The sequence below is a fragment of the Halomonas fontilapidosi genome (genome assembly GCF_014192285.1).
Classification (GTDB): Bacteria; Pseudomonadota; Gammaproteobacteria; order Pseudomonadales; family Halomonadaceae; genus Halomonas; species Halomonas fontilapidosi.
Genome location: NZ_JACHXQ010000003.1, coordinates 96,338 through 119,656, shown reverse-complemented (window position 1 = coordinate 119,656; position 23,319 = coordinate 96,338). Strand labels below are relative to the sequence as shown.

22 protein-coding genes and 3 tRNA genes are annotated in these 23,319 nt (G+C 66.6%); 21 read left to right on the top strand and 4 right to left on the bottom strand.

The annotated features are described in order from the left end of the window. Positions 1-99: 99 nt before the first annotated feature. Positions 100-2,676 (bottom strand): DNA mismatch repair protein MutS, encoded by a 2,577-nt coding sequence (gene mutS, locus FHR95_RS06670; protein WP_183313836.1) that lies wholly within the window; start codon positions 2,674-2,676, stop codon positions 100-102. 144 nt (positions 2,677-2,820) lie between these two features. Between mutS and FHR95_RS06665 the strand changes: the two genes are divergently transcribed. From FHR95_RS06665 to FHR95_RS06625, 9 genes are all read left to right on the top strand, one after another. Further along, positions 2,821-3,333 (top strand): CinA family protein, encoded by a 513-nt coding sequence (locus FHR95_RS06665; protein ID WP_183313835.1) that lies wholly within the window; start codon positions 2,821-2,823, stop codon positions 3,331-3,333. 129 nt (positions 3,334-3,462) lie between these two features. Beyond that, the gene (recA, locus tag FHR95_RS06660) at positions 3,463-4,530 is read left to right on the top strand and encodes a recombinase RecA (protein ID WP_183313834.1); all 1,068 of its coding nucleotides are present in this window, start codon (positions 3,463-3,465) and stop codon (positions 4,528-4,530) included. 3 nt (positions 4,531-4,533) lie between these two features. Beyond that, positions 4,534-5,022, top strand: a complete 489-nt coding sequence (locus FHR95_RS06655; protein WP_183313833.1) for a regulatory protein RecX — start codon at positions 4,534-4,536, stop codon at positions 5,020-5,022. Positions 5,023-5,229: 207 nt separating this feature from the next. Continuing rightward, entirely contained in the window at positions 5,230-7,839 is a 2,610-nt protein-coding gene (gene alaS, locus FHR95_RS06650; protein ID WP_183313832.1) for an alanine--tRNA ligase, read from the top strand. Between the two features lie 105 nt (positions 7,840-7,944). Continuing rightward, the gene (locus FHR95_RS06645; RefSeq protein ID WP_040185164.1) at positions 7,945-9,195 is read left to right on the top strand and encodes an aspartate kinase; all 1,251 of its coding nucleotides are present in this window, start codon (positions 7,945-7,947) and stop codon (positions 9,193-9,195) included. Between the two features lie 198 nt (positions 9,196-9,393). Further along, the gene (gene csrA / locus FHR95_RS06640; protein ID WP_040185166.1) at positions 9,394-9,588 is read left to right on the top strand and encodes a carbon storage regulator CsrA; all 195 of its coding nucleotides are present in this window, start codon (positions 9,394-9,396) and stop codon (positions 9,586-9,588) included. 110 nt (positions 9,589-9,698) lie between these two features. Continuing rightward, a tRNA-Ser gene (locus FHR95_RS06635) sits at positions 9,699-9,791 on the top strand. Positions 9,792-9,812: 21 nt separating this feature from the next. Then, positions 9,813-9,889 (top strand) — tRNA-Arg (locus FHR95_RS06630). 72 nt (positions 9,890-9,961) lie between these two features. Continuing rightward, a tRNA-Arg gene (locus tag FHR95_RS06625) sits at positions 9,962-10,038 on the top strand. A 208-nt stretch (positions 10,039-10,246) separates the two neighbouring features. Here the strand turns inward: FHR95_RS06625 and FHR95_RS06620 are convergent. Beyond that, complete coding sequence (locus tag FHR95_RS06620; RefSeq protein ID WP_183313831.1) at positions 10,247-11,212, bottom strand: tRNA-dihydrouridine synthase; 966 nt, start codon at positions 11,210-11,212, stop codon at positions 10,247-10,249. A 171-nt stretch (positions 11,213-11,383) separates the two neighbouring features. On the opposite strand from FHR95_RS06620, the gene FHR95_RS06615 reads away from it, so the two are divergent. From FHR95_RS06615 to FHR95_RS06605, 3 genes are read left to right on the top strand one after another with little or no spacing between them, the layout of a single operon-like run. Further along, positions 11,384-11,635, top strand: coding sequence for an OadG family protein (locus FHR95_RS06615; protein WP_040185170.1), 252 nt, complete (start codon positions 11,384-11,386; stop codon positions 11,633-11,635). A gap of 50 nt (positions 11,636-11,685) precedes the next feature. Further along, positions 11,686-13,506, top strand: coding sequence for a sodium-extruding oxaloacetate decarboxylase subunit alpha (oadA, locus tag FHR95_RS06610; RefSeq protein ID WP_183313830.1), 1,821 nt, complete (start codon positions 11,686-11,688; stop codon positions 13,504-13,506). An 11-nt stretch (positions 13,507-13,517) separates the two neighbouring features. Beyond that, entirely contained in the window at positions 13,518-14,843 is a 1,326-nt protein-coding gene (locus FHR95_RS06605) for a sodium ion-translocating decarboxylase subunit beta (protein ID WP_040185172.1), read from the top strand. Between the two features lie 78 nt (positions 14,844-14,921). Here the strand turns inward: FHR95_RS06605 and FHR95_RS06600 are convergent, their stop codons facing one another. After that, positions 14,922-15,542 carry an IMPACT family protein gene (locus FHR95_RS06600; protein ID WP_183313829.1) on the bottom strand — a complete coding sequence of 207 codons (621 nt, stop codon included), beginning with the start codon at positions 15,540-15,542 and terminating at the stop codon, positions 14,922-14,924. Then, positions 15,542-16,012, bottom strand: a complete 471-nt coding sequence (gene lexA / locus FHR95_RS06595) for a transcriptional repressor LexA (RefSeq protein ID WP_183313828.1) — start codon at positions 16,010-16,012, stop codon at positions 15,542-15,544. The genes FHR95_RS06600 and lexA overlap by 1 nt, the downstream gene beginning before the upstream one ends. A 205-nt stretch (positions 16,013-16,217) precedes the next feature. On the opposite strand from lexA, the gene ccmA reads away from it, so the two are divergent. From ccmA to ccmI, 9 genes are read left to right on the top strand one after another with little or no spacing between them, the layout of a single operon-like run. Further along, the gene (gene ccmA / locus FHR95_RS06590) at positions 16,218-16,862 is read left to right on the top strand and encodes a cytochrome c biogenesis heme-transporting ATPase CcmA (protein WP_183313827.1); all 645 of its coding nucleotides are present in this window, start codon (positions 16,218-16,220) and stop codon (positions 16,860-16,862) included. 28 nt (positions 16,863-16,890) lie between these two features. Further along, positions 16,891-17,592, top strand: coding sequence for a heme exporter protein CcmB (gene ccmB, locus FHR95_RS06585; protein ID WP_246378430.1), 702 nt, complete (start codon positions 16,891-16,893; stop codon positions 17,590-17,592). Positions 17,593-17,606: 14 nt separating this feature from the next. After that, positions 17,607-18,347: a heme ABC transporter permease gene (locus FHR95_RS06580; RefSeq protein ID WP_040185184.1), complete on the top strand. Its 741-nt coding sequence runs from the start codon at positions 17,607-17,609 to the stop codon at positions 18,345-18,347. Next, positions 18,347-18,583 (top strand): heme exporter protein CcmD, encoded by a 237-nt coding sequence (gene ccmD, locus FHR95_RS06575; protein WP_183313825.1) that lies wholly within the window; start codon positions 18,347-18,349, stop codon positions 18,581-18,583. The genes FHR95_RS06580 and ccmD overlap by 1 nt, the downstream gene beginning before the upstream one ends. After that, on the top strand, positions 18,573-19,079 hold the full coding sequence (gene ccmE / locus FHR95_RS06570) for a cytochrome c maturation protein CcmE (protein WP_183313824.1): 507 nt from the start codon (positions 18,573-18,575) through the stop codon (positions 19,077-19,079). Before ccmD ends, ccmE begins: the two co-directional genes overlap by 11 nt. A 24-nt stretch (positions 19,080-19,103) precedes the next feature. Then, positions 19,104-21,095 carry a heme lyase CcmF/NrfE family subunit gene (locus FHR95_RS06565; RefSeq protein ID WP_183313925.1) on the top strand — a complete coding sequence of 664 codons (1,992 nt, stop codon included), beginning with the start codon at positions 19,104-19,106 and terminating at the stop codon, positions 21,093-21,095. Then, a complete protein-coding gene (locus FHR95_RS06560) occupies positions 21,092-21,619 on the top strand; it encodes a DsbE family thiol:disulfide interchange protein (RefSeq protein ID WP_183313823.1) in 528 nt (175 codons plus the stop codon). Before FHR95_RS06565 ends, FHR95_RS06560 begins: the two co-directional genes overlap by 4 nt. After that, a complete protein-coding gene (locus FHR95_RS06555) occupies positions 21,610-22,077 on the top strand; it encodes a cytochrome c-type biogenesis protein (protein WP_040185190.1) in 468 nt (155 codons plus the stop codon). Before FHR95_RS06560 ends, FHR95_RS06555 begins: the two co-directional genes overlap by 10 nt. Next, complete coding sequence (gene ccmI / locus FHR95_RS06550) at positions 22,074-23,315, top strand: c-type cytochrome biogenesis protein CcmI (protein WP_183313822.1); 1,242 nt, start codon at positions 22,074-22,076, stop codon at positions 23,313-23,315. The genes FHR95_RS06555 and ccmI overlap by 4 nt, the downstream gene beginning before the upstream one ends. Positions 23,316-23,319: the final 4 nt, after the last annotated feature.

Here is a 23,319-nt window from a genome sequence, read left to right as displayed (position 1 = left end):
AGAAATTCCTTTCTTATAATCCAAAATATTTTTGATCGCGCCATTCTAGACGCGCCGAGGGCGGCCTCGCAAGCGCCGCTAGGCGCTATTGTCGGCCATTCACAGGGCCTTCTTCCAGCGATAGAGCAGTTCCAGTGCCTGTCGGGGCGACAGATCATCGGGATCCAGGCGGTCCAGTTGATCGACCAGCGGATGCGGGGCGCTGGCGAAGAGGTCGGCTTGTCGGGGGGCTTCGTTGTCTGGCGTTGCGGCCGGCAGCCGGCTGCCCTGATCGATCTCCTGCTGCTCCAGAGAGGCGAGTTTCTCCCGGGCGCGGGCGATCACCCCTTGGGGGACGCCGGCCAACTGGGCCACCTGCAGGCCGTAGCTCTGGCTGGCCGGACCGTCCTCCACCCGGTGCATGAAGACAATCCCGTCGCGATGCTCGGCCGCCGTCAGGTGGACGTTGGCCACCCCCTCGGCCTGTTCGGCCAACGCCGTCATCTCGAAGTAGTGGGTGGCGAACAGCGTGAAGGCGCGTGAGCGGGTCAGGTGCTCGGCGCTGGCCCAGGCCAGCGAGAGGCCGTCGAAGGTGCTGGTGCCGCGGCCGATCTCGTCCATCAGTACCAGGCTGTGGTCGGTGGCGTTGTGCAGGATGCTCGCGGTCTCGGTCATCTCCACCATGAAGGTCGAGCGGCCTCCGGCCAGGTCGTCCGAGGAGCCGATGCGCGTGAAGATGCGGTCCACGGGGCCAATGGCGGCCGCATCCGCCGGCACGAAGCTGCCGGTGTGAGCGAGCAGCGTGATCAGCGCAGCCTGGCGCATGTAGGTAGACTTGCCGCCCATGTTGGGGCCGGTGATGACCAGCATGCGGCGGCTGTCGTCCAGCATCAGGTCGTTGGGCACGAAGGGCGTCTCGGTGACCTGTTCGACCACCGGGTGGCGGCCGCCAAGGATCTCGATGCCCGGCGACTCGGGCAGTGCCGGTCGTGCGAACTCCAGGGCCCGGGCGCGCTCGGCGAAGGCGCACAGCACGTCGAGTGCCGCCAGCGCCCGCCCCGTGCCCTGCAGCGCGGCCAGCTCGGCGTTCAGGGTGTCGAGCAGGCCGTCGTAGAGCAGCTTCTCCCGAGCCAGGGCACGGGACTTGGCCGAGAGGGCCTTGTCCTCGAACTCCTTGAGCTCGGGAATGATGAAACGCTCGGCGTTCTTCAGGGTCTGGCGGCGCACGTAGTCGACCGGGGCGTCCCGGGCCTGGGCGCGGGGAATCTCGATGTAGTAGCCGTGGACCCGGTTGTAGCCCACCTTGAGGCCGGGCAGGCCGGTACGCTCGCGCTCCCGGGTCTCCAGGCGGATCAGGTAGTCGCCGGCGTGCTCGGCAAGGCCTCGGTGCTCGTCGAGCTCGGCGTCGAAGCCCTCGGCGATCACCCCGCCGTCGCGGATCACCACCGGTGGGTTCTCCACCAGGGCGCGCGTCAGGGTGTCGGCCAGCGCCGGGAAGGGGTGGATATGGCGGCGCAGCTCGTCCAGCGTGCTGCCCTCGCCGTAGGGCTCGAGAGCGGCCTGAAGGTCGGGCAGGGCGAGCAGGGCATCGCGCAGGCGGGCCAGGTCGCGCGGTCGTGCGCTGTAGAGGGCCACGCGGGCCAGGATTCGCTCCACGTCGCCGATCGCCTTGAGGGACTCGCGCAGTGGGACGAAGCCCTCGTCATCGAGCAGCAGCGCCACCGCCGCCTGACGGCCACTAACCTGTTCACGGTCGCGCAGTGGGCGATTGAGCCAGCGCTTGAGCAGTCGCGAGCCCATGGCGGTGGCGGTGGTGTCGAGCACGCTGGCCAGGGTGTTGTCGCTGCGGCCGCCCAGGTTCACGTCGATCTCCAGGTTGCGACGGCTGGCCGCATCGATCACCACGGCGTCGTCGCGGCTCTCCACGCCGATAGCGGTGACGTGTGGCAGGGCCGTGCGCTGGGTATCCCGGGCATAGTCGACCAGCACGCCAGCGGCGGTGATGGCGGCCTCCAGGTGGGCGCAGCCGAAGCCGCGCAGGTCCTGGACCTGGAACTGGTCGCACAGGGTGCGGGTCGCGCTCTCGAGGTCGAATAGCCAGTCGCTCTGGCGACGCAGGCCGCGACGCCCCTCCAGGGCGGTCGGCAGGGCCAGGCTTTCGGCAACCAGCAGCTCGGCGGGGTCGAGGCGCTGAAGCTCGGCGAGCATCTCACTCTCGCCCTCGACCTCCAGCACGTTGAAGCGGCCGCTGGAGAGCTCCAGCCAGGCCAGCCCCCAGCGCTCGCCGAGCGGAGCCACGGCGACCAGCAGGTTGTCGCGGCGGGCATCGAGCAATGCCTCGTCGTAGAGCGTGCCCGGGGTGACGATGCGCACCACGCGGCGCTCTACCGGTCCCTTGCTGGTGGCCGGGTCGCCGATCTGCTCGCAGATCGCCACCGACTCGCCGGCAGTCACCAGGCGGGCCAGGTACCCCTCGGCGCTGTGGTAGGGCACCCCGGCCATGGGAATCGGCTGGCCCGCGGACTGGCCGCGCTGGGTCAGGGTGATGTCGAGCAGGGCGGCGGCACGCCGGGCATCGTCGAAGAACAGCTCGTAGAAGTCACCCATGCGATAGAAGAGCAGCACGTCGGGGTGCTCGCGCTTGATCTTCAGGTACTGGCTCATCATGGGAGTATGCTGGGCACTGGCCTGTGACATCGGGTTCCTGCTCTGACGGATGACGGATGGCTGGCGTCGAATGCGCCATGCATGTCGCTGACAAAGCCGTTATTGTACGGAAAACTCATCGCTCACGCGCGGCCGTCGTCGCCTCGGCCGCTGCAAATGCCCAGGAGTCATGCCATGTCCCTCCGTGCCTCCCGCCTGGCCGACCTCGACCTCATGGCCCTCGCCGAGCGGCTCGGCGAACGGTGCCGCGAGAAGGGCATCACGGTCACCGCGGCCGAGTCCTGCACCGGGGGTGGGGTGGCCAGTGCGATCACCGCCGTGGCCGGCAGCTCCGACTGGTTCGAGACCGGCTACGTGACCTACGCCAACGGCGCCAAGACCCGGCTGCTGGGCGTGTCGGAGGCGCTGCTGGGCGAGCATGGGGCGGTGAGCCGCGCGGTTGTCGAGGCGATGGTGGCCGGCGCCTGCCGCGACAGCGGCGCCGGGCTCGGCGTGGCGATCAGCGGGGTGGCCGGTCCCGGCGGCGGCAGTACCGACAAGCCGGTCGGAACCGTGTGGCTGGCTTGGGGCGATGCCGAACGGGCCGAGGCGGCGTGCCATCATTACGACGGGGATCGTACGGCCGTGCGGGAACAGGCCGTTCGCGAGGCGCTGATCGGGCTGGTGCGGCGCCTGGAAACCGAATGACGCCGCTCGACTCGCATTGAGGTGATCGCGATGCTGGTCGCGCCGCCAATTTTTCGCCATACTACTGTGTAGTCATACAGTGGTCGTCGGCTGTCGTCACCTCCATTCGCTATCTCTCAGGAGTTCCTCATGGCTCAGGATGAAAACCGCAGCAAGGCGCTGGATGCCGCCCTTTCCCAGATCGATCGCCAATTCGGCAAGGGCACCGTGATGCGCCTGGGCGACGCCCCGCGCGTGGTGATGCCGTCGGTCTCCACCGGCTCGCTGGGGCTGGATATCGCCCTGGGCATTGGCGGCCTGCCGCTGGGCCGGGTGGTCGAGATCTTTGGCCCCGAGTCCTCGGGCAAGACCACCCTGACGCTCTCGGTGATTGCCCAGGCGCAGAAGCAGGGCAAGACCTGCGCCTTCATCGATGCCGAGCACGCCCTGGACCCGAGCTATGCCGAGAAGCTCGGCGTCAACCTCGACGATCTGCTGGTTTCCCAGCCGGATACCGGCGAGCAGGCCCTCGAGATCTGCGACATGCTGGTGCGCTCCGGTGGCGTCGACGTGATCATCATCGACTCGGTAGCGGCGCTGACCCCGCGGGCCGAGATCGAGGGCGAGATGGGCGACTCCCACGTCGGTCTGCAGGCGCGCCTGATGTCACAGGCCCTGCGCAAGATCACCGGTAACATCAAGAACGCCAACTGCATGGTGGTGTTCATCAACCAGATCCGCATGAAGATCGGCGTGATGTTCGGTAGTCCCGAAACCACAACCGGCGGCAATGCGCTCAAGTTCTATTCCAGCGTGCGCCTGGACATCCGTCGCACCGGCTCGGTCAAGCAGGGTGATGAGGTCACCGGCAACGAGACCCGCGTTAAGGTGGTCAAGAACAAGGTGGCGCCGCCGTTCCGCCAGGCGGAGTTCCAGATCCTTTACGGCAAGGGGATCTACCACGCCGGGGAGGTGGTCGACCTCGGCGTGCAGTGCAAGCTGGTCGACAAGGCGGGTGCCTGGTACAGCTACCAGGGCAACAAGATCGGCCAGGGCAAGGCCAACGCCGCCCAGTTCCTCGAGGACAACCCGGCGGTGATGGAGGAGATCGAGAGCCAGATTCGCGCCCAGCTGCTCGCCCCGGTGGAATCCAAGAAAGAGGAGGCTGCCGACGAGGCGGCTACCGCCGAGGTCGGCCAAGGCGACGACCAGCCCTGACGCATGCTGGGACAGCCCTCCGGTAACGAGTCGTCGCCGCGTGATGACGCCATCCGTCTGCTGGCCCGGCGGGAGCATTCGCGCCGGGAACTCGCCGAGCGCCTGGCGGCCAAGGGACATGCGCACGAGGTCATCGCCGAGTGCCTCGATGCGCTGGCCGAGCAGGGGCTGCAGTCCGATGCCCGTTTCGCCGAGAGCTTCCTGCGCTCCCGCATCCAGCGGGGTCAGGGGCCGATGAAGATCCGCGGCGAGCTTGAGCGACGTGGCATCGAACGCGAGCTCATTGGCACTGCCTTCGCCGAGAGCGAGCAGGCCGGCGAGGGCGACTGGTTCGCCCTGGCCGGTGAGATACTCGCACGGCGCTTCACGGGGCCTGGCGAGTCGCCTCGCGAGCGCGCCCGCCGCGAGCGCTTCCTGGCAAGCCGCGGCTTCGACTTCGACCAGGTGCGCCACGCCCTGGCGCACGCCTGGGATTCAGCACCAGACCAGTAGTCGTCCAGGCAGCACCGGGTCAGCTCAGAGCGGTGCTGGCGGAGGCGCCCCTTCAGTCCATTGACAACTGCGCTATAATGGCTCCCTTTGCGAACGCCCCGGGTGGCCCCCGCGGCACTGCGATGCGACTGGAAAACGCGCGTCATGGTGCTCGCTTCACGCCAGCGTCGCCCGCCGGGTCACCCCGTTCATCGCCACGGATACCCCATGAAAAGCGCAGATATCAGACAGGCCTTTCTGAGTTACTTCGAGGCGCACGGCCATACCGTCGTGCCCTCCAGCTCACTGGTTCCCGGCAACGACCCGACCCTGCTGTTCACCAATGCCGGCATGGTGCCGTTCAAGGACGTCTTCCTGGGTCGTGATCCCCGCCCTTACGTGCGTGCGACCTCGTCTCAGCGCTGCGTGCGCGCCGGTGGCAAGCACAACGACCTCGATAACGTCGGCTACACCGCGCGCCACCATACCTTCTTCGAGATGCTGGGCAACTTCAGTTTCGGCGACTACTTCAAGCGCGATGCCATCCGCTTCGCCTGGCAGTTCCTCACCGAGACCCTGGGCCTGCCCAGGGAAAAGCTGTGGGTCACCGTGCACGTCAGTGACGACGAGGCCGAGCGCATCTGGAAGGACGAGATGGGTATCGATCCTGAACGTTTTTCCAAGCTCGACGAGGACAACTTCTGGCAGATGGGTGACACCGGCCCCTGCGGGCCGAGCTCCGAGATCTTCTTCGATCACGGCCCCGAGGTGTGGGGCGGCCCGCCCGGCAGTCCCGAGGAGGACGGCGACCGCTACATCGAGATCTGGAACCTGGTGTTCATGCAGTTCGACCGGGATGCGGCCGGGACCCTCAATCCCTTGCCCAAGCCCTCCATCGATACCGGCATGGGCCTGGAGCGCATCGCTGCGGTGATGCAGGGCGTGCACTCCAACTACGAGATCGACCTCTTCCAGAACCTGCTCGAGGCCGCTGCGCGCCATACCGGCCATGCGGATACGTCTACGCCATCGCTGCGGGTGATCGCCGACCATATCCGCTCCTGTGCCTTCCTGATCGCCGATGGCGTGCTGCCTTCCAACGAGGGCCGCGGCTATGTGCTTCGCCGCATCATCCGGCGCGCCATCCGTCACGGCCACAAGCTGGGCGCCCAGGGCAACTTCTTCCACAAGCTGGTGGGCGCGCTGGACGTGGAGATGGGCGACGCCTTTCCCGAGCTGCGCGAGTCGCGCCACCAGATCGAGCGTGTCCTGCTCAAGGAAGAGGAGCAGTTCGCGCGCACCCTGGAGCATGGCATGGGCCTGCTCGAGGAGGCGCTGAGCGGGCTCGAGGGCGATACCCTGCCGGGCGAGACGGTCTTCAAGCTCTATGACACCTTCGGTTTCCCCTTCGACCTGACCGCCGACGTCTGCCGCGAACGCGGCGTGACTCTCGACGAGGCCGGCTTCGAGCGCGAGCTTGAGGCCCAGCGTGAGCGTGCCCGCGCGGCGAGCCAGTTTGGCGCCGACTACGCTGCCGCGCTGGACCTGGAAGGCGAGACGGCGTTCACCGGTCATGACCTGCTGGAGGATCGCGCCACCGTCACCGCCCTGGTCGATCGCGAGGGCAATGCCCTGGCGCGACTCGAGCCGGAACAGCGCGGCGTGGTGGTGCTCGACCGCACGCCGTTCTATGGGGAGTCCGGGGGCCAGGTAGGCGATACCGGCTACCTGGAACTGGAAGGCGGCCGCTTCCTGGTCACCGACACCCAGAAGCAGGGCGGCCACCATCTGCACCATGGCGTGCTGCTCGAGGGCACGCTGGTGGTGGGCGCCGAGGTCCACCCGCGGGTCGATGCCAGCCTGCGTGCGGCCACGGTGCGCAACCACTCCGCGACCCACCTGATGCACAAGGCGCTGCGTCTGGTGCTCGGCGATCACGTGGCGCAGAAGGGCTCGCTGGTCACCCCCGAGCGGCTGCGCTTCGACTTCAGCCACTTCGAGCCCATGACCCCGGAGCAGCTGGCCGAGGTGGAGCGCCTGGTCAACGAGCAGATTCTGGCCAACGCGCCGACGCGCACCGAGCAGATGACCCTCGACGAGGCCAAGGCCAAGGGCGCCGCCGCGTTGTTCGAGGCCAAGTACGCTGACAGCGTGCGCGTGCTGACCATCGGCGCCGACGACTTCTCCATCGAGCTTTGCGGCGGCACTCATGTGGCCCGCAGCGGTGATATCGGCTGCTTCCACATCATCAGCGAAGTCGGTATCGCCAGCGGCGTGCGTCGCATCGAGGCGATCACCGGCGAGGGCGCATTGGCCTGGTTCCGCGCGCAGGAGGCGCGCCTGAATCGCATCGGCGAACGCCTCAAGGCCAAGCCGGAGCAGGTCGAGGAGCGGGTCGAGTCGCTGCTCGAGCGCAACCGTATGCTGGAGAAGGAGCTCGAGCGCCTCAAGGCCAAGCTGGCCAGTGCCGCCGGCAATGACATGCTCAACGAAGCCCGTGAGGTCAAGGGCGTCAAGGTGCTGGCCAAGCGCCTCGAGGGCGTGGCTGGCAAGGAGCTGCGCGGCATGCTCGACCAGCTCAAGAACAAGCTGGGTTCCGGCATCGTGGTGCTGGGCGTGGCCGACGCCGAGGCCGGCAAGGTCAGCCTGATCGCCGGCGTCACCGACGACCTGACCGGCCAGATCAAGGCCGGCGATCTGGTCAAGCACGTGGCGGCCCAGGTCGGCGGCAAGGGCGGGGGCCGACCCGACATGGCCCAGGCTGGCGGTAGCGACGTCGAGGCGCTGCCCGGGGCGCTTGACAGCGTGCCGGCCTGGGTCGAGGAGCGTCTCCAGTAAGGGCTATCAGGGCCGGCGGCAGCAATGCCCCGGCCCTTCTTGTTTCCACTTACCTTTCACTCATCCGAGCACGACTCGCACGCGACATACGAGGAAAATCGGCATATGGCACTATACGTACAGAAATTCGGCGGCACCTCGGTGGGCTCCGTTGAGCGCATCAAGGCCGTGGCCGAGAAGGTCAAGGGATTTCGCGATAACGGCCACCAGGTCGTTGTGGTGGTCTCCGCCATGAGTGGCGAGACCAATCGTCTGATCGGCATGGCCAACGAGATCAACGACGAGCCGACGCCGCGCGAGATGGACATGCTGGTCTCCACCGGTGAGCAGGTCACCATCTCGCTGCTGGCCATGGCGCTGCACAAGATCGGCGTGCCGGCCACCTCCTACACCGGTTCTCAGGTAGGCATCCAGACGGATAGCGCGCACACCAAGGCCCGCATCCAGCGCATCGAGACCGATGAGCTGCAGGAGGACCTCGACGCCGGTCAGGTCGTGGTGGTTGCCGGCTTCCAGGGCGTCGACGAGGAGGGCAACATCACCACCCTCGGCCGCGGCGGCTCCGATACCACCGGCGTGGCGCTGGCGGCGGCGCTGAAGGCCGACGAGTGCCAGATCTATACCGACGTCGACGGCGTCTACACCACCGACCCGCGAGTCTGCTCCAGGGCTCAGCGCCTCGACACCATCACCGTTGAAGAGATGCTGGAGCTGGCGAGTCTCGGCTCCAAGGTCCTGCAGATTCGCGCCGTCGAATTTGCCGGCAAGTACAATGTCCCGCTGCGCGTGCTGTCCAGTTTCCAGGATGGCCCCGGCACCCTGATCGTTGCAGACTCTGACCAAGACGAGGATTCCATGGAAGAACCGCTGATCTCCGGTATCGCCTTCACCGCCAACGAAGCCAAGCTGACGCTGCTCAACACCCCCGACGTGCCGGGGGTGGCGTCGCGCATCCTGGGGCCGATCGCCGATGCCAACATCGAGGTCGACATGATCGTCCAGAACGTGGCGCCGGCCGGTGACTACACCGATTTCACCTTCACGGTAGCCAAGGGCGACTACAAGCAGACCATGAAGATTCTCCAGGAGCAGGTCATCCCTGACCTGGGCGGTGGCGAGCTGCGCGGCGACGACAATATCGCCAAGGTCTCGCTGGTGGGGGTCGGTATGCGCTCCCATGCCGGGGTGGCCTCAAAGTTCTTCCGCGTGCTCGCCGACGAGAACATCAACATCCGCATGGTTTCTACCTCCGAGATCAAGATTTCCGTGGTGATCGACGAGAAGCGCATGGAGCTGGCGGTCAAGGCGCTGCACAAGGCGTTTGGTCTCGACAAGAGCGATATCGAGGCCGAATAAGCCTCCCTCGGGGCGACGACACCTTCTACGCTTGTAGGGAAGGCCGCGACACCCGTGCCATAGCCCTTCCTTTCAACGTGGTGCGGGCGTCTCATGGGCGGCGAAATTGGTCAGGGACGGCGACTTGTCGCACAATGTCATTCCGTCGTCCCTGCCGGCGAGCATCCCGTAGCCATAAGTCTGAGAAGGAGATCAGTCATGCTCATCCTGACCCGCCGTGTCGGCGAAACCCTGATGATCGGTGACGACATCACCGTGACCGTCCTTGGCGTCAAGGGCAATCAGGTGCGCATCGGCGTCAATGCCCCCAAGGATGTCGCCGTGCATCGCGAGGAAATCTACCAGCGCATCCAGCGCGAGAAGGCCGATTCCGGCCTCGATCGCGATGAGTAGTCCGTGGCGTGTGGTTCAGCGGGAGCGCTCTCGCCGGGCGAAGGTGAAAAATTGCCGAGTCCGCTGGACAATGGCCTTCTAAAACGGTAGGATACGCACCGTGTCGATGAGGAGAGGTGGCCGAGTGGCTGAAGGCGCTCCCCTGCTAAGGGAGTAAGGGGTTTATAGCCTCTTCGAGGGTTCGAATCCCTCCCTCTCCGCCATTGTCGTCACGCGTAGATCAAGCGCCCGTAGCTCAGCTGGATAGAGTACCTGACTACGAATCAGGTGGTCGGAGGTTCGAATCCTCCCGGGCGCGCCATCTTCGTATTAGATGTTACTGTTAGCCATGCCTTACGGTTCGTCTCTGCAACAATCTCGCTTGTTGCCTTCCGCGCCCGTAGCTCAGCTGGATAGAGTACCTGACTACGAATCAGGTGGTCGGAGGTTCGAATCCTCCCGGGCGCGCCAGATCCCGACCCGTCCTCCTTGCGAGGGCGGGTCTTCTGCTTTGCGGGCCCTGACGTCGAGATACCATCGGTGTCACGGGCTTTAGTGTCCTGCTAGCCGGGTCGGCGGTAATCGCGTGCCGGCCCTGCGATCGTTTGAGGCGCCGTCGCTATGCGACGAGCGCCTCTTTTTTGCGTGTCCATCCGCCTGGCGGCGATCGGTCCCTCTTTCAGGCCATCTCTGCCCGATGATCGAGAGGAGCATGGCGACGGGGGTCGAGCCTTTCTAGCAGGTCGTCCAGGGTGCGTAAGCGTTTTACGGCTCGGAAGCGGCGGGCCGCCTCCTCGTCACGCTGGCGCATATGGTTGAGCCATTGCTTGATCAAGGCAGTGACGACACGCTCCGGAAGTGTGCTACGCTGCAATGCAGCAAAGTCGGCGAGGATCGTCGCTCGAGTCTGCCAGGATGTGTCGGGCAGTCGCTCCCCCGTCTTCTGCCAGTGGCGAATACGCGACGCCAGTCCCGGGTCAGCCAGGGCGCCGCGGCCGAGCATCACGTCTCGGCAGCCCGAGAGGGTGCGGGCCTTCCAGTAGTCCTCCAGGGTCCAGATGTCGCCATTGGCGACCACCGGGATCGAGAGGCGCTGACGGATGCGGCCGATCCACTCCCAGTGGGCGGGAGGTCGATAACCCTCGTCGCGGGTGCGGCCGTGAACCACCAGCTGGCAGGCACCGGCATTCTGGGCGGCCAGCGCGCAGGCCAGGGCCAGGCGGCGGTCCGAGAAGCCCAGGCGGACCTTGGCGGTGACCGGGATTGCATCCCCTACGGCCCGGGCGACCGCTGACACGGCGGCGTGGACCCGTCGCGGGTCGCGGAGTAGCGAGGCGCCGCCATCGTGACGGTTGACCAGCTTGGCCGGGCAGCCGAAATTGAGATCCAGGCCGGTGGCGCCCAGGTGCAGGGCCTGGCGGGCATTGGCGGCGAGGGCGTCGGGGTCGGAGCCCAGCAGCTGCAGCTGCACGGAAACCCCGCTCGGCGTGGTGACGCCGGGTCGCGCCAGTTCCGGGCAGTGGCGGTGGAACACGCGGGGTGGCAGGCTCGTGTCTATTACGCGCACGAACTCGGTGACCCCCCAGTCGAAGCCGGGGGTGCGGGTCAGGAGGTCGCGGGTCACCGCATCGATGACCCCTTCCATGGGCGCTAGGCCGATCCGCCCTTTATGTAGTAAATTAACAACGCTGACTTCCACCATGACGCCATTGCAATCTATCGGGGATGTGGCAGGTTATAGCATCCTAAAAAATGCGCAAGCCGGGTTTTCTCGTTAGATCGCGGCCAAGTATGCGCAAGAAACAGGAGAATTCGCATGCAGGATACGCAGCTGCTTAACGAGGGGCTTGCCCTGATGGGCCTCGGCATGGGCTTTGTCTTTGTTTTTCTTACCGTGCTGGTCATCGTCACCACGCTGATGTCCAAGACCATCGGTCGTTTCTTTCCCGAGCCGCCCGCCCCTGTCGCGACCGGCGCTCGTCGTCGGCCGCCGCCTGGTCAGGACGATGATGTGATGGTCGCCATCACCGCCGCGGTGCATCGCTATCGTCACCGCCACCGCCGCTGAGGTGGCCGCTCTCCGTTTTTCCCTTCATTACTCACGACAAGGTCACGACCATGACTGACAAGACACGCCCGCTTGGCATCACCGATGTCGTCCTGCGCGATGCCCACCAGTCGCTGTTTGCCACCCGCATGCGCCTTGACGACATGCTGCCCATCGCCGAGAAGCTCGATCGCGTCGGCTTCTGGTCGCTCGAATCGTGGGGCGGCGCCACCTTCGACGCCTGTATCCGCTACCTCGGCGAGGATCCGTGGGAGCGGATACGGGCGTTGAAGGCCGCCATGCCCAATACCCCCCAGCAGATGCTGCTGCGCGGTCAGAACCTGCTTGGCTACCGCCACTACGCCGATGACGTGGTGGACAAGTTCGTCGAGCGCGCCAGGACCAACGGTGTCGACGTCTTCCGCGTCTTCGACGCCATGAACGACCCGCGCAACCTGGAGCGTGCCATCCAGGCGGTACGCCAGGTCGAGGGCCATGCTCAGGGTACGCTCTCCTATACGGTGAGTTCGGTGCACACCCTGGACGGCTGGGTCGAGCTCGGCAAGACCATCGCCGACATGGGCGCCGACTCCCTGGCAATCAAGGACATGGCCGGTCTGCTCAAGCCTTACGATGCCTATGAGCTGGTCACCAAGCTCAAGAAGGCGGTGGATATCCCCATCCACATGCAGTGCCACGCCACTACCGGCATGTCGACCGCCACCGCCCTCAAGGCCGCCGAGGCCGGTATCGACAACGTCGATACCGCCATCTCCTCGATGTCCATGACCTATGGCCACAGTCCCACCGAGTCGGTGGTGGCCATTCTCCAGGGGACCGAGCGTGACACCGGCCTGGACCTCGAGCTGCTCGAGGAAATCGCCGCTTACTTCCGCGAAGTGCGCAAGAAGTATGCCGCTTTCGAGGGCTCGCTGAAGGGTATCGATTCGCGCATCCTGATCGCCCAGGTGCCGGGTGGCATGCTGACCAACATGGAAGGCCAGCTCAAGGAGCAGGGCGCGGGCGACAAGCTCGACGACGTCCTCCAGGAGATCCCGCGCGTGCGCGAGGACCTGGGCTTCATTCCGCTGGTGACGCCGACCTCGCAGATCGTCGGCACTCAGGCAGTGATGAACGTGATGATGGGCGAGCGCTACAAGTCGATCTCCAAGGAGGTCCAGGCGCTGCTCAAGGGCGAGTATGGCGCCGCCCCGGCGCCCTTCAACGAGGAACTGCAGGCGCGCGTGCTGGAGGGTGGCGAGCCGATCACCTGCCGCCCGGCGGACCGGCTCGAGCCGGAGGTGGAGCGGCTGAGCGCCGAACTCAAGGAGAAGGCCAAGGCCGAGGGCATCCGCCTGGCCGAGGGTGAGCGCGAGATCGACGACGTGCTGACTTATGCCCTCTTCCCGCAGATCGGCCTGAAGTTTCTCAAGAATCGCGACAACCCCGAGGCTTTCGAGCCCGCACCCCAGGCCCCCGACACCAGCGCCACGCTGCCGGCGAAGGCCGAGGCCAAGGCGCCGGCAGTTCAGGCCGCGGCGCCGGCCGGCCCCGAGACCTATACCGTCAAGGTCAACGGCAAGGCCTATGTGGTCGAGGTCGCCGAAGGCGGCGAGATCGGCGAGGTCAAGGAGCAGGGAGGTGGCGCCCAGCCGGCTCCCGCCGAGGCGGCACCGTCTAGCGGCGAAGCGATTACCGCGCCGCTCGCCGGCAACATCTTCAAGGTCAACGTGCGCGAAGGCGACAGCGTCGAGGAGGGCGATGTGGTGATCATCCTCGAGGCCATGAAGATGGAGACCGAAGTGCGCGCCAGCGGTGCCGGCACGGTCTCCGCCGTCAAGGTCAGCGAGGGCGACAGCGTCGCCGTCGGTGATACCCTCATCGAGCTCTAAGGACGATTCTCATGACGGAGAAGCTACTGACGCTCTGGTACGGCTCGGGGCTCTACAACCTGAGCCTCGGCCAGGCGGTTATGGTGCTGGTCGGCCTGGGGCTGCTCTACCTGGCCATCGCCAAGAAGTTCGAGCCGCTGTTGCTGGTGCCGATCGGTTTTGGCGGCATCCTGGCCAATATCCCCGAGGCCGGTCTGGCCTTGTCTGCGGCCGAGCAGGCGGCGCACCTGGCGCGGCCGGCGCTGCTCGAACAGATGGCTGCGACGCTGCAGCTCGGCCTCGACCCGGCCGCCGGTGTCGAGGCCTGGCGCCACACCGTGTCCGAGGCTCTGCATGGTGATCTCTCGCCGGCGCTGCTGCGGGCCGCCAACGACCTGGCCATGGATAGCGGCTTCGCCCACGGCATGCTCTATCAGTTCTATAGCGTTGCCATCGCCTCGGGCATTGCCCCGCTGGTGATCTTCATGGGCGTGGGGGCGATGACCGACTTTGGCCCGCTGCTGGCCAATCCGCGCACCCTGTTCCTGGGGGCGGCGGCGCAGTTCGGTATCTTCGCCACCCTGCTCGGCGCGGTGGGCATGTCGGCCATGGGCTGGATGGACTTCTCGCTCAACCAGGCCGCCGCCATCGGCATCATCGGCGGTGCCGACGGCCCCACCTCGATCTATGTGTCGAGCATCCTGGCGCCGGAGCTGCTGGGTGCCATCGCCGTGGCCTCCTACTCCTACATGGCGCTGGTGCCGCTGATCCAGCCGCCGATCATGAAGGCGCTGACCAGCAAACGGGAGCGCGAGATCACCATGACGCAGCTGCGTCCTGTGTCGAAGCTGGAGAAGATCGTCTTCCCGCTCAGCCTGCTGATCCTGGTGGTGCTCTTCCTGCCCGACGCAGCGCCGCTCCTGGGGATGTTCTGCTTCGGCAACCTGATGCGCGAGAGCGGCGTGGTGGAGCGGCTCTCCGACACCACCCAGAATGCCCTGATCAACATCGTGACCATCTTCCTGGGGCTGTCGGTGGGCTCCAAGCTGATCGCCGAGCGTTTCCTGGCGGTGGAGACGCTGGGCATCCTGGCGCTGGGCATGGTGGCCTTCGCCATCGGCACCGCCTGCGGCATCCTGATGGCCAAGCTGATGAATACGGTGAGTCGCATGCCGATCAATCCGCTGATCGGCTCCGCCGGCGTCTCGGCGGTGCCCATGGCGGCGCGGGTCTCCAACAAGGTGGGGCTCGAGTCCAACCCCCACAACTTCCTGCTGATGCACGCCATGGGGCCCAACGTGGCCGGGGTGATCGGCTCGGCGGTGGCCGCCGGGGTGATGATCAAGTACCTCGGCTAAGCTCGGGGCACGGCCATGAAAACGGAGCCTTCGGGCGCCGTTTTTCATGGTGGGTCGTCGGGCAGTGGGGCAGGGCGATCAGTTGTCCTGCAGCAGGGCGAGGCGGCCGCGCAGGCGTGTCTCGAGGGCGCTCAGGTTGGCGGGAACGTCGCTGGGCCAGCCCACTGTGAGGACCACCCCCTCGGCGCCATAGTCGGCCTGCGCGACCGGTACCTCCTGCTCGGCCAGCCAGGCGCGGGCCTCGGCCTCGCCGGCGAACTCGACCCGCAGGCGCAGCGGTGTGCGCTCGACCACCGTGCGGCGCGGTAGCGCCTCCAGGCCCTCGGCGACGGCGCGAGAGTAGGCGCGTGCCAGACCGCCGGTGCCGAGCTTGGTGCCGCCGAAGTAGCGCGTGACCACGCAGCCTACCTGGCCGAGGCCGGCGCCCTCCAGCACCTGAAACATGGGTCGCCCGGCGGTGCCGCCTGGCTCGCCGTCGTCGGAGAAGCCGATGGCGGTCTGCTCGCCGGGCGGGCCGGCGATGAAGGCGCTGCAGTGGTGGCTGGCGCCGGGATGAGTGCGGCGCGCCTCGGCCAGAATTGCCTCGAAGGCGGCGTTATCCGGCGCATGGCAGAGCCAGGTAATGAAGCGGCTCTTCTCCACCTCCAGGCTGCTCTCCTGCCAGCGGCCCGCAGGGATGTCAGGGACGTTATAGCGCATCAGGCGGCCAGTTCGGCCTGTCGCACCACGCCCATCACCAGGCCGATCACCTGGATGTCGTCGTTGCGCAGGTAGATGGGCGCCATGCGCTCGTTGGCCGGCTGCAGGCGTACGCCGGACTTCTCGATGTAGAGCTTCTTCAGGGTGACCTCCTGGTCGTTGATCATCACCACCGCGGTCTCGCCGTTCTCGGCACTCTCGCGACGCTCGATGATGATCACATCGCCGTCGAAGATGTTGCAATCGACCATGGAGTCGCCGCATACCCGCAGGGCATAGGTGTTGCGGCGCACCATGCGCGTGGGCACCTGAATGCTGCCCACCTCGGGACAGGCCTCGATAGGCATTCCCGCCGAGACGCGGCCGAGCAGCGGGATCTCGGTCAGGTCGTCGGCCGTGATGGGTTGCCAAGCCTGGGCCAGTGGCTGGTTGAGGCGGCGCTCCAGGTACTGCAGTGTGACGTTGGGCATGCGGTGTCTCCCCGGTCGTCGAGAACTGTCAATTCGTACAGTGTTTCACGAGCATAGCAGCGGGCCGGAATCTGGCAAGGGAAGACAGTCCACGCAGAGCTTGATCCAGGGCAACTGCGACCGGCGGACGCAGCCGGCTCGACTGGTAGCCAGGGCCCTTTCCGTGTAGAGTTCCGGGCGAAATTACCCATGCCGGGAGAGTGCCTTGAGCCTGCGTCTGCAAGCCCGAAAGCTGGCCTGTGAGCGGGATGATCGCTGGCTGTTCCGGGACCTTGACCTTGACATTCATGCCGGCGAGATCGTGCGTGTGGAAGGCCCCAACGGCAGCGGCAAGACCACCCTGCTGAAGATCCTTTCCGGGCAGCTGGCGGACTTCCAGGGCGAGCTCTACTGGAACGACCATCCCATGCGGCGCACGCGCCAGGACTTCCTGGCCAATCTGCTCTACCTGGGCCATGCGCCGGGGGTCAAGGCAGCGCTGACGCCGCTCGAGAATCTGGCCTGGTACCAGGCCCTCGCAGGCGAGCCCGATGACGAGCCCGCGCGCTTCGCCGCCCTGGCGTCCGTGGGGCTGGTTGGCTTCGAGGACCTGCCCGCCGGCCAGCTCTCCGCCGGCCAGCAGCGCCGGGTGGCCCTGGCCCGGCTGGAGCTGATCCCGCGTCCGCTTTGGGTGCTCGACGAGCCCTTCACCGCCATCGACCGCGACGGCGTGGCGGCCCTCGAAGGGCGCCTGGCGGCCCATGCCCGGCGCGGCGGCTGCGTGCTGGTCACCACCCACCACGAGCTGGCCGACTCTCCGGCACTGCGGCGCATCCGGTTGGGACAGGGGGGCGACGATGCCGCACTCTGACTCACGCCTGGCGCAGGAGCCGGAGGACATGCCGCTGTTCCGGGAACCCGAGGGCAGCGCCGGGGTCGCAATTCGTGCGACGCTCAAGCGTGACCTGGTGCTGATGATGCGCCGGCGCAGCGAGGTGCTCAATCCGCTGGTGTTCTTCGCTCTGGTAATCACCCTGTTTCCGATCGGCATCTCGCCGGACCCGGAGCTGCTGGCGGCCATTGCCCCGGGCCTGCTGTGGGTCGCGGCGCTGCTGGCGGCACTGCTCTCCCTGGACAGTCTGTTTCGCAGCGACTACGACGACGGCTCCCTGGAGCAGCTGCTGCTCTCGCCTCAGCCGCTGCCGGCACTGGCGCTGGCCAAGGTGGCGGTGCACTGGCTGTTGACCGGCCTGCCGCTGGCGCTGATGGCACCGCTGCTGGGCATCATGCTGTCGCTGCCGGCGGGCAGCTATGCGGTGTTGGCGCTATCGCTGGCGCTGGGCAGTGCCAGCCTGAGCCTGATCGGCGCCATCGGAGCAGCGTTGACCGTGGGGCTCTCGCGGGGTGGCGTGCTGCTGTCGCTGCTGGTGCTGCCCCTCTACATCCCGGTGCTGATTTTCGGTGCCGGGGCCGTGCAGGCAGCCATCCTCGGCGATGGCGTCTCCGCGCACCTGGCCATCCTCGGTGCGCTCCTGGCAGTGGCGCTGAGCCTCGCCCCCTGGGCGATCGCTGCATCGCTGCGCATCAGTATCAACGGTTGAGGACGACAATCGGCATGTGGGCCTTCATACATAAGCTCGGCTCCCCCAAATGGTTCTACGCCATCAGCGCGCGCCTGCAGCCCTGGTTCTGGGTGGCGGCGGCAGTGCTGATCGTGATTGGCAGCGCCTGGGGGCTGGCCTTTGCCCCGGCGGACTATCAGCAGGGCAACAGCTTCCGCATCATTTACGTGCATGTGCCGGCGGCCTTCCTGGCTCAGTCGATCTTCGTCAGCATGGCGGTGGCCGGTTTCATCTTCATGGTCTGGAAGATCAAGGTCGCCGACATGGCGGCGGCCATGATGGCTCCGCTGGGCGCTGCCATGACCTTCGTGGCGCTGTTCTCCGGCGCGGTGTGGGGCGTGCCGACCTGGGGCACCTGGTGGATGTGGGATGCTCGCCTCACCTCGATGCTCATCCTGCTGTTTCTCTACTTCGGCGTGATCGCGTTGCGCGGTGCCTTCACCAGTCGCGACAGCGCCTCCCGGGCCGCCTCGGTGCTGGCCATGGTCGGGGTGATCAACATCCCCATCATCAAGTACTCGGTGGACTGGTGGTACACCCTGCACCAGCCGGCGACCTTCAGCGTCACCTCGCGTCCGGCCATGCCGATGGAGATGTGGGCGCCGTTGCTGATCATGGTGCTGGGCTTCTACAGCTTCTTCATCGCACTGACCCTGATGCGTACCCGTAGCGAGATCCTGCGACGCGAAGCCAACAAGCGCTGGGTGCGTGAACTGGCCGGGGAGGTGAGCTGATGGCATTCGATTCCCTGTCGGCCTTCCTGGCCATGGGTGGCCACGGCGTCTACGTCTGGGCGGCCTGGGGCGTCACCGGGCTGCTGCTGGTGGGCACGGTCATTCATGCCCGTGCCGAGCGTCGCGCGCTGCTGCGCGACCTGCGTCGCCGGGCACGTCGTGCACAGCACCACGGCGCCTCAAGCGACGTCGCGACTTCGGTTTCACATCAAGAGGGCCATGCCCGTGAGAGCTAAACGCAAGCAGAAGCTGTTCGTGATTTTGGGGCTGGTCTCGCTGGCCGCCATCGCCGTGGGCCTGACCCTCTACGCCCTGCGCAGCAACATCAACCTCTTCTTCAGCCCGGTGCAGATCGCCGCCGGCGATGCCCCCCTGGAACGCCAGATTCGTGCCGGTGGCATGGTCAGGGAGGGCACGGTGAATCGCGACAAGGAGAGTCTCGAGGTGACCTTCACCGTCACCGACTATGCCGACGATGTCGAGGTGCGCTACAGCGGCATCCTGCCCGACCTGTTCCGCGAGGGGCAGGGCGTGGTGGTGGTCGGCCAGCTCCAGCAGGGCGGCTGGCTGCGGGCCGACCAGGTGCTGGCGCGTCACGACGAGAACTACATGCCCCCCGAGGTGGCTCAGGCCCTGGAGGAGGCCGGCTACTCGCCGGAGGACTACCAGGCCAAGGCCGCCGAGGTGGGCAAGCGGCTGGACGCCCAGGGCGACGCCACCAGCCAGAACTGATCCGGAGTGCCCATGCAGACCTTAATGATCCCCGAAATCGGCCACTATGCCCTGATCATTGCGCTGCTGATGGCGCTGGTCCAGGGAGTGATGCCGCTCGCCGGGGCGGCCACGCGCCGCCCGCTGTGGATGGCCTATGCACGCCCCATGGCCACCGGCCAGTTCCTCTTCCTGGCCATCGCCTATGCCTGCCTGACCGCCAGCTACCTGCTGGACGACTTCAGTGTGGCCAACGTGGCCAACAACTCCAACTCGATGCTGCCCTGGTACTACAAGGCCAGTGCCGTATGGGGCAACCACGAGGGGTCAGTGCTGCTGTGGAGCCTGATCCTGGCCGCCTGGGGCTTCGCGGTGAGCCGCTTCTCGCGGGAATTGCCCCGCGACATGCTGGCCCGGGTGATGGGCGTCATGGGACTGGTTAGCCTGGGCTTTTTGGCCTTCGTGCTGATTACCTCCAACCCCTTCGAACGGCTGCTGCCCAATGTTCCCCAGGATGGCGCCGACCTCAATCCGCTGCTCCAGGACTTCGGCCTGATCGTTCACCCGCCGATGCTCTACATGGGCTACGTGGGCTTCTCGGTGGTCTTTGCCTTTGCCATCGCCGCCCTGCTGGGCGGTCGTCTGGACGCGGCCTGGACACGCTGGGCCCGGCCCTGGACCAACATCGCCTGGGCCTTTCTCACCGTGGGCATCGCCCTGGGCAGCTGGTGGGCCTACTACGAGCTGGGCTGGGGCGGCTGGTGGTTCTGGGATCCGGTCGAGAACGCCTCGCTGCTGCCCTGGCTGGCCGGTACCGCGCTGATCCACTCCCTGGCGGTGACCGAGAAACGCGGTGCCTTCAAGAGCTGGACGGTGCTGCTGGCGATCTCCACCTTCTCGCTGTCGCTGATGGGCACCTTCTTGGTGCGCTCGGGCGTACTCACCTCGGTGCACGCCTTCGCCAACGACCCGTCCCGCGGGCTCTTCATCCTGGTGCTGCTGGGCATCACGGTGGGGCTGTCACTGCTGTTGTTCGCCCTGCGTGCGCCACGCGTCAGCAATCAAGTGGGCTTCAGCTGGCTGTCGCGTGATGCCCTGCTGCTGATCAACAACATCCTGCTGGTGATCATGACCGTCACGGTGCTGCTCGGCACGGTCTACCCGCTGCTGCTCGATGCCTTGAACCTGGGCAAGATCAGTGTGGGCCCGCCCTATTTTAATGCGCTCTTCGTGCCGCTCACCGTGATTCTCTGCCTGTTCATGGGGCTGGGCCCCCTGTCGCGCTGGAAGCATACCCCGGCCCGCGACCTCTTCCAGCGTAGCTGGCACGCCGGCCTGGCGGCCCTGGTGATCGGTGCCGTCGCACCGCTGCTCTACCGTGGCGAGTGGAACCTCAAGGTCAGTCTTGGGGTAGTGATCGCGCTGTGGATCGTGCTGCCCATGGCCCGCGACCTCTGGGTAAAGTCCCGCCACTCCGCTGGCCGCGTGGCCGGCCTCAGGCGCCTGTCGCTGGCCTACTGGGGGATGATCCTCGGCCACCTGGGGATCGCGGTGACCATCATCGGCGTCACCGTGGTCTCCAACTACGCCATCGAGCGCAACGTGCGCATGGGCGTGGGCGACAGTGTCGAGGTGGCCGGCTACACCTTCACCATGACCGAGCTGGCCAATCGCCGCGGGCCGAACTACCTGGCGGATGCCGCCGAGATCGAGGTGCAGCGCGGCGACAGCCGGCGCAGCTTTACCATGACCCCGGAGAAGCGCCTCTATATTGCCCGCGGCATGCCGATGACCCAGGTCGCCCTGCGTCCCGGCCTGTTCCGTGACCTCTATGTGGCGATGGGCGAGGACCTCGAGGACGGCAGCTGGGCCATGCGCATCCAGCACAAGCCGTTCGTGCGCTGGCTGTGGCTGGGGGCGCTGCTGATGGCCGCCGGCGGAGTGCTGGCCGTGGCGGATCGCCGCTATCGCCGCACCGTCACGGCGCGCGATCCTGAGCGCGCCGCGGCCGTCGAGCCTCGGGAGGCCACCGCATGACGCGTCGCCTGCTGCTGTTGCTGCCGCTGGTCGGCTTCCTGGTGCTCGGTGCTTTCCTGTTCATGGGGCTGTCGATCAACCCCTTCGAGCGCGACTCGGCGCTGATGGCCCGGGAGTTCCCGGCCTTTGAGCTCACTACCCTCGAGGACGCCGAGCGGGTGGTGGACGCGTCGCTGCTCGAGGGCGAGGTCACCCTGGTCAACGTCTGGGGCGAATGGTGCCCGACCTGCAAGCAGGAGATGCCCCAGCTGCTGGATCTTGCCGAGCGCGGCGTGCGCCTGGTGGGGGTCGACTACAAGGACACCCGCGAGAAGGGGCGCGAGTTTCTTGCTGAGTTCGGCAATCCCTTCGAGGTCAATATCTTCGACCCCGAGGGCAGCCTAGGCTTCGATCTGGGCGTCTACGGCGCCCCGGAGACCTTTCTGGTCGATCGTGACGGCATCATTCGCTATCACCATACCGGCTATATTCGGCCGGAGGACGTGCACGAGACGATACTGCCGGAGGTGGAAAAATGGCGTTGATCATCCGACTGCTGCTGTGCGCCTGTCTGCTTTGGCCCTTGCTGGGGCTGGCAGCAGTGGAGGTGCGTGAGTTCGATAATCCGGTCACCGAACAGCGCTATCGCGACCTTACCGCGACTCTGCGCTGCCCCAAGTGCGAGAATCAGGCGATCGATGACTCCGAGTCGCCGATTGCCGGCGACATGCGGGAACGCGTCTACGCCCAGCTCCAGGACGGCCGTTCCGACAAGGAGATTCTCGACTTCATGGTCAGCCGCTTCGGCGACTATGTGCTCTACAATCCGCGTCTCGAGGGACGCACCCTGCTGCTGTGGGGGCTGCCCGCGGGCCTGGTGCTGCTGGGCGCCCTGGTGGTGGTGCTCATGGTGCGTGCCCGTCGACGTACCTCGGCCCGCGACCTGAGCGCCGAGGAGCGTGCGCGCCTGGAGGCCCTGACCAAACGCGAGAGGACCGAATGACCCTGCTATGGATTGCCCTTGCCGTCCTGTTGCTGCCCGCCCTGTGGCTGCTGGTGGCTCCCCTGCGACGAGCGGCGGCCGTGAGCGCCGCTCAACGCGACTATGAGGCCAACGATCGCACCACCGATCAGAACCTGGCCATCTACCGCCGCCGCCTGGCGTCGCTGGAAGCCGCCCGCGAGCGGGGCGACATCGACGCCTCGCGTTTCAACGAGGATCGCCTCGAGCTCGAGCGAAGCCTGCTCGAGGATACCGAGCGGCTGGAGCGCGCGCCGCTGAAGTCGACGGCGTCCGGCAAGCTGGCCGTGCCCCTGGTGATGGTGGCGGTCGTGCTGGTCAGTGCTCTCTGGTATGTCCAGCAGGGGGCCGAGGGGGATCTCACCCTTCACCTAGCGCAGCAGCAGGTGATGAACGACCCCGAGGCGACGCTGCCGAAACTGGTCGAGCGGCTCGAGCAGGAGGCCGCGCGTCAGCCCGACAACCCCAACGTCTGGCGGGCGCTGTTCCCGCTCTACCGCGACAGCGGCCGCATCGCCGATGCCTCTCGCGCCCTGGAGCGGCTGGTCGAGCTCGAAGGACGTCAGCCCTGGCTGTTGGCCGAACTCGCCCAGATTCGCTACTTCGCTGCCGGGCGCGAGATGACCGACGAGGTCCAGGCGCTGGTCGACGAGGTGCTGGCGATGGATTCCAGCCAGCCCACGGTGCTCGGCATGCTCGGCATCAATGCCTTCGATAATGGCGACTATGAGACCGCCATCGACCAGTGGCGGCGGGCGATCGCCGGCATGGATGACCCCGACACCGCCGACGCGCTGCGCCAGGGAATCCGCGTGGCCCAGCAGCGGCTGGGATTTGAACCGGAAGAAGCCGACCAGGAGGCCGACGGGCCCGGCATTACCGTCAAGGTTCGTCTGGCAGACGACCTCGCCGGCCGGCTCGACGCGGATGCCACCGTCTTCGTGGTGGCGCGGGACCTCGAGGGGGAACTGCCGCCGCTGGCCGTGGCGCAGGCCCGGCTGGGCGAGCTGCCGACCACCGTGGTGCTCGATGACAGCCGTTCCATGTCGCCCCGTGCCCGTATCTCCCAGGTGGAGGAGGCGCGGCTGATGGTGCGTGTCTCCGAGAGCGGCCAGGCCATGCCTCAGCCCGGCGACCTGCTCGGCACTCTCGAGGGGGTGACGGTAGGCGATACCGGCGGGGAGCCCGTCGAAGTGGTGGTCGACCGGGTCGTCGAGTAAGCCG

Excerpts from the sequence above, each read along its gene's own strand:
- mutS (WP_183313836.1), bottom strand. The coding sequence starts at position 2,676 with ATGTCACAGGCCAGTGCCCAGCATACTCCCATGATGAGCCAGTACCTG.
- FHR95_RS06665 (WP_183313835.1), top strand. The coding sequence starts at position 2,821 with ATGTCCCTCCGTGCCTCCCGCCTGGCCGACCTCGACCTCATGGCCCTC.
- recA (WP_183313834.1), top strand. The coding sequence starts at position 3,463 with ATGGCTCAGGATGAAAACCGCAGCAAGGCGCTGGATGCCGCCCTTTCC.
- FHR95_RS06655 (WP_183313833.1), top strand. The coding sequence starts at position 4,534 with ATGCTGGGACAGCCCTCCGGTAACGAGTCGTCGCCGCGTGATGACGCC.
- alaS (WP_183313832.1), top strand. The coding sequence starts at position 5,230 with ATGAAAAGCGCAGATATCAGACAGGCCTTTCTGAGTTACTTCGAGGCG.
- FHR95_RS06645 (WP_040185164.1), top strand. The coding sequence starts at position 7,945 with ATGGCACTATACGTACAGAAATTCGGCGGCACCTCGGTGGGCTCCGTT.
- csrA (WP_040185166.1), top strand. The coding sequence starts at position 9,394 with ATGCTCATCCTGACCCGCCGTGTCGGCGAAACCCTGATGATCGGTGAC.
- FHR95_RS06620 (WP_183313831.1), bottom strand. The coding sequence starts at position 11,212 with ATGGAAGGGGTCATCGATGCGGTGACCCGCGACCTCCTGACCCGCACC.
- FHR95_RS06615 (WP_040185170.1), top strand. The coding sequence starts at position 11,384 with ATGCAGGATACGCAGCTGCTTAACGAGGGGCTTGCCCTGATGGGCCTC.
- oadA (WP_183313830.1), top strand. The coding sequence starts at position 11,686 with ATGACTGACAAGACACGCCCGCTTGGCATCACCGATGTCGTCCTGCGC.
- FHR95_RS06605 (WP_040185172.1), top strand. The coding sequence starts at position 13,518 with ATGACGGAGAAGCTACTGACGCTCTGGTACGGCTCGGGGCTCTACAAC.
- FHR95_RS06600 (WP_183313829.1), bottom strand. The coding sequence starts at position 15,542 with ATGCGCTATAACGTCCCTGACATCCCTGCGGGCCGCTGGCAGGAGAGC.
- lexA (WP_183313828.1), bottom strand. The coding sequence starts at position 16,012 with ATGCCCAACGTCACACTGCAGTACCTGGAGCGCCGCCTCAACCAGCCA.
- ccmB (WP_246378430.1), top strand. The coding sequence starts at position 16,891 with ATGCCGCTGTTCCGGGAACCCGAGGGCAGCGCCGGGGTCGCAATTCGT.
- FHR95_RS06580 (WP_040185184.1), top strand. The coding sequence starts at position 17,607 with ATGTGGGCCTTCATACATAAGCTCGGCTCCCCCAAATGGTTCTACGCC.
- ccmD (WP_183313825.1), top strand. The coding sequence starts at position 18,347 with ATGGCATTCGATTCCCTGTCGGCCTTCCTGGCCATGGGTGGCCACGGC.
- FHR95_RS06565 (WP_183313925.1), top strand. The coding sequence starts at position 19,104 with ATGATCCCCGAAATCGGCCACTATGCCCTGATCATTGCGCTGCTGATG.
- FHR95_RS06560 (WP_183313823.1), top strand. The coding sequence starts at position 21,092 with ATGACGCGTCGCCTGCTGCTGTTGCTGCCGCTGGTCGGCTTCCTGGTG.
- FHR95_RS06555 (WP_040185190.1), top strand. The coding sequence starts at position 21,610 with ATGGCGTTGATCATCCGACTGCTGCTGTGCGCCTGTCTGCTTTGGCCC.
- ccmI (WP_183313822.1), top strand. The coding sequence starts at position 22,074 with ATGACCCTGCTATGGATTGCCCTTGCCGTCCTGTTGCTGCCCGCCCTG.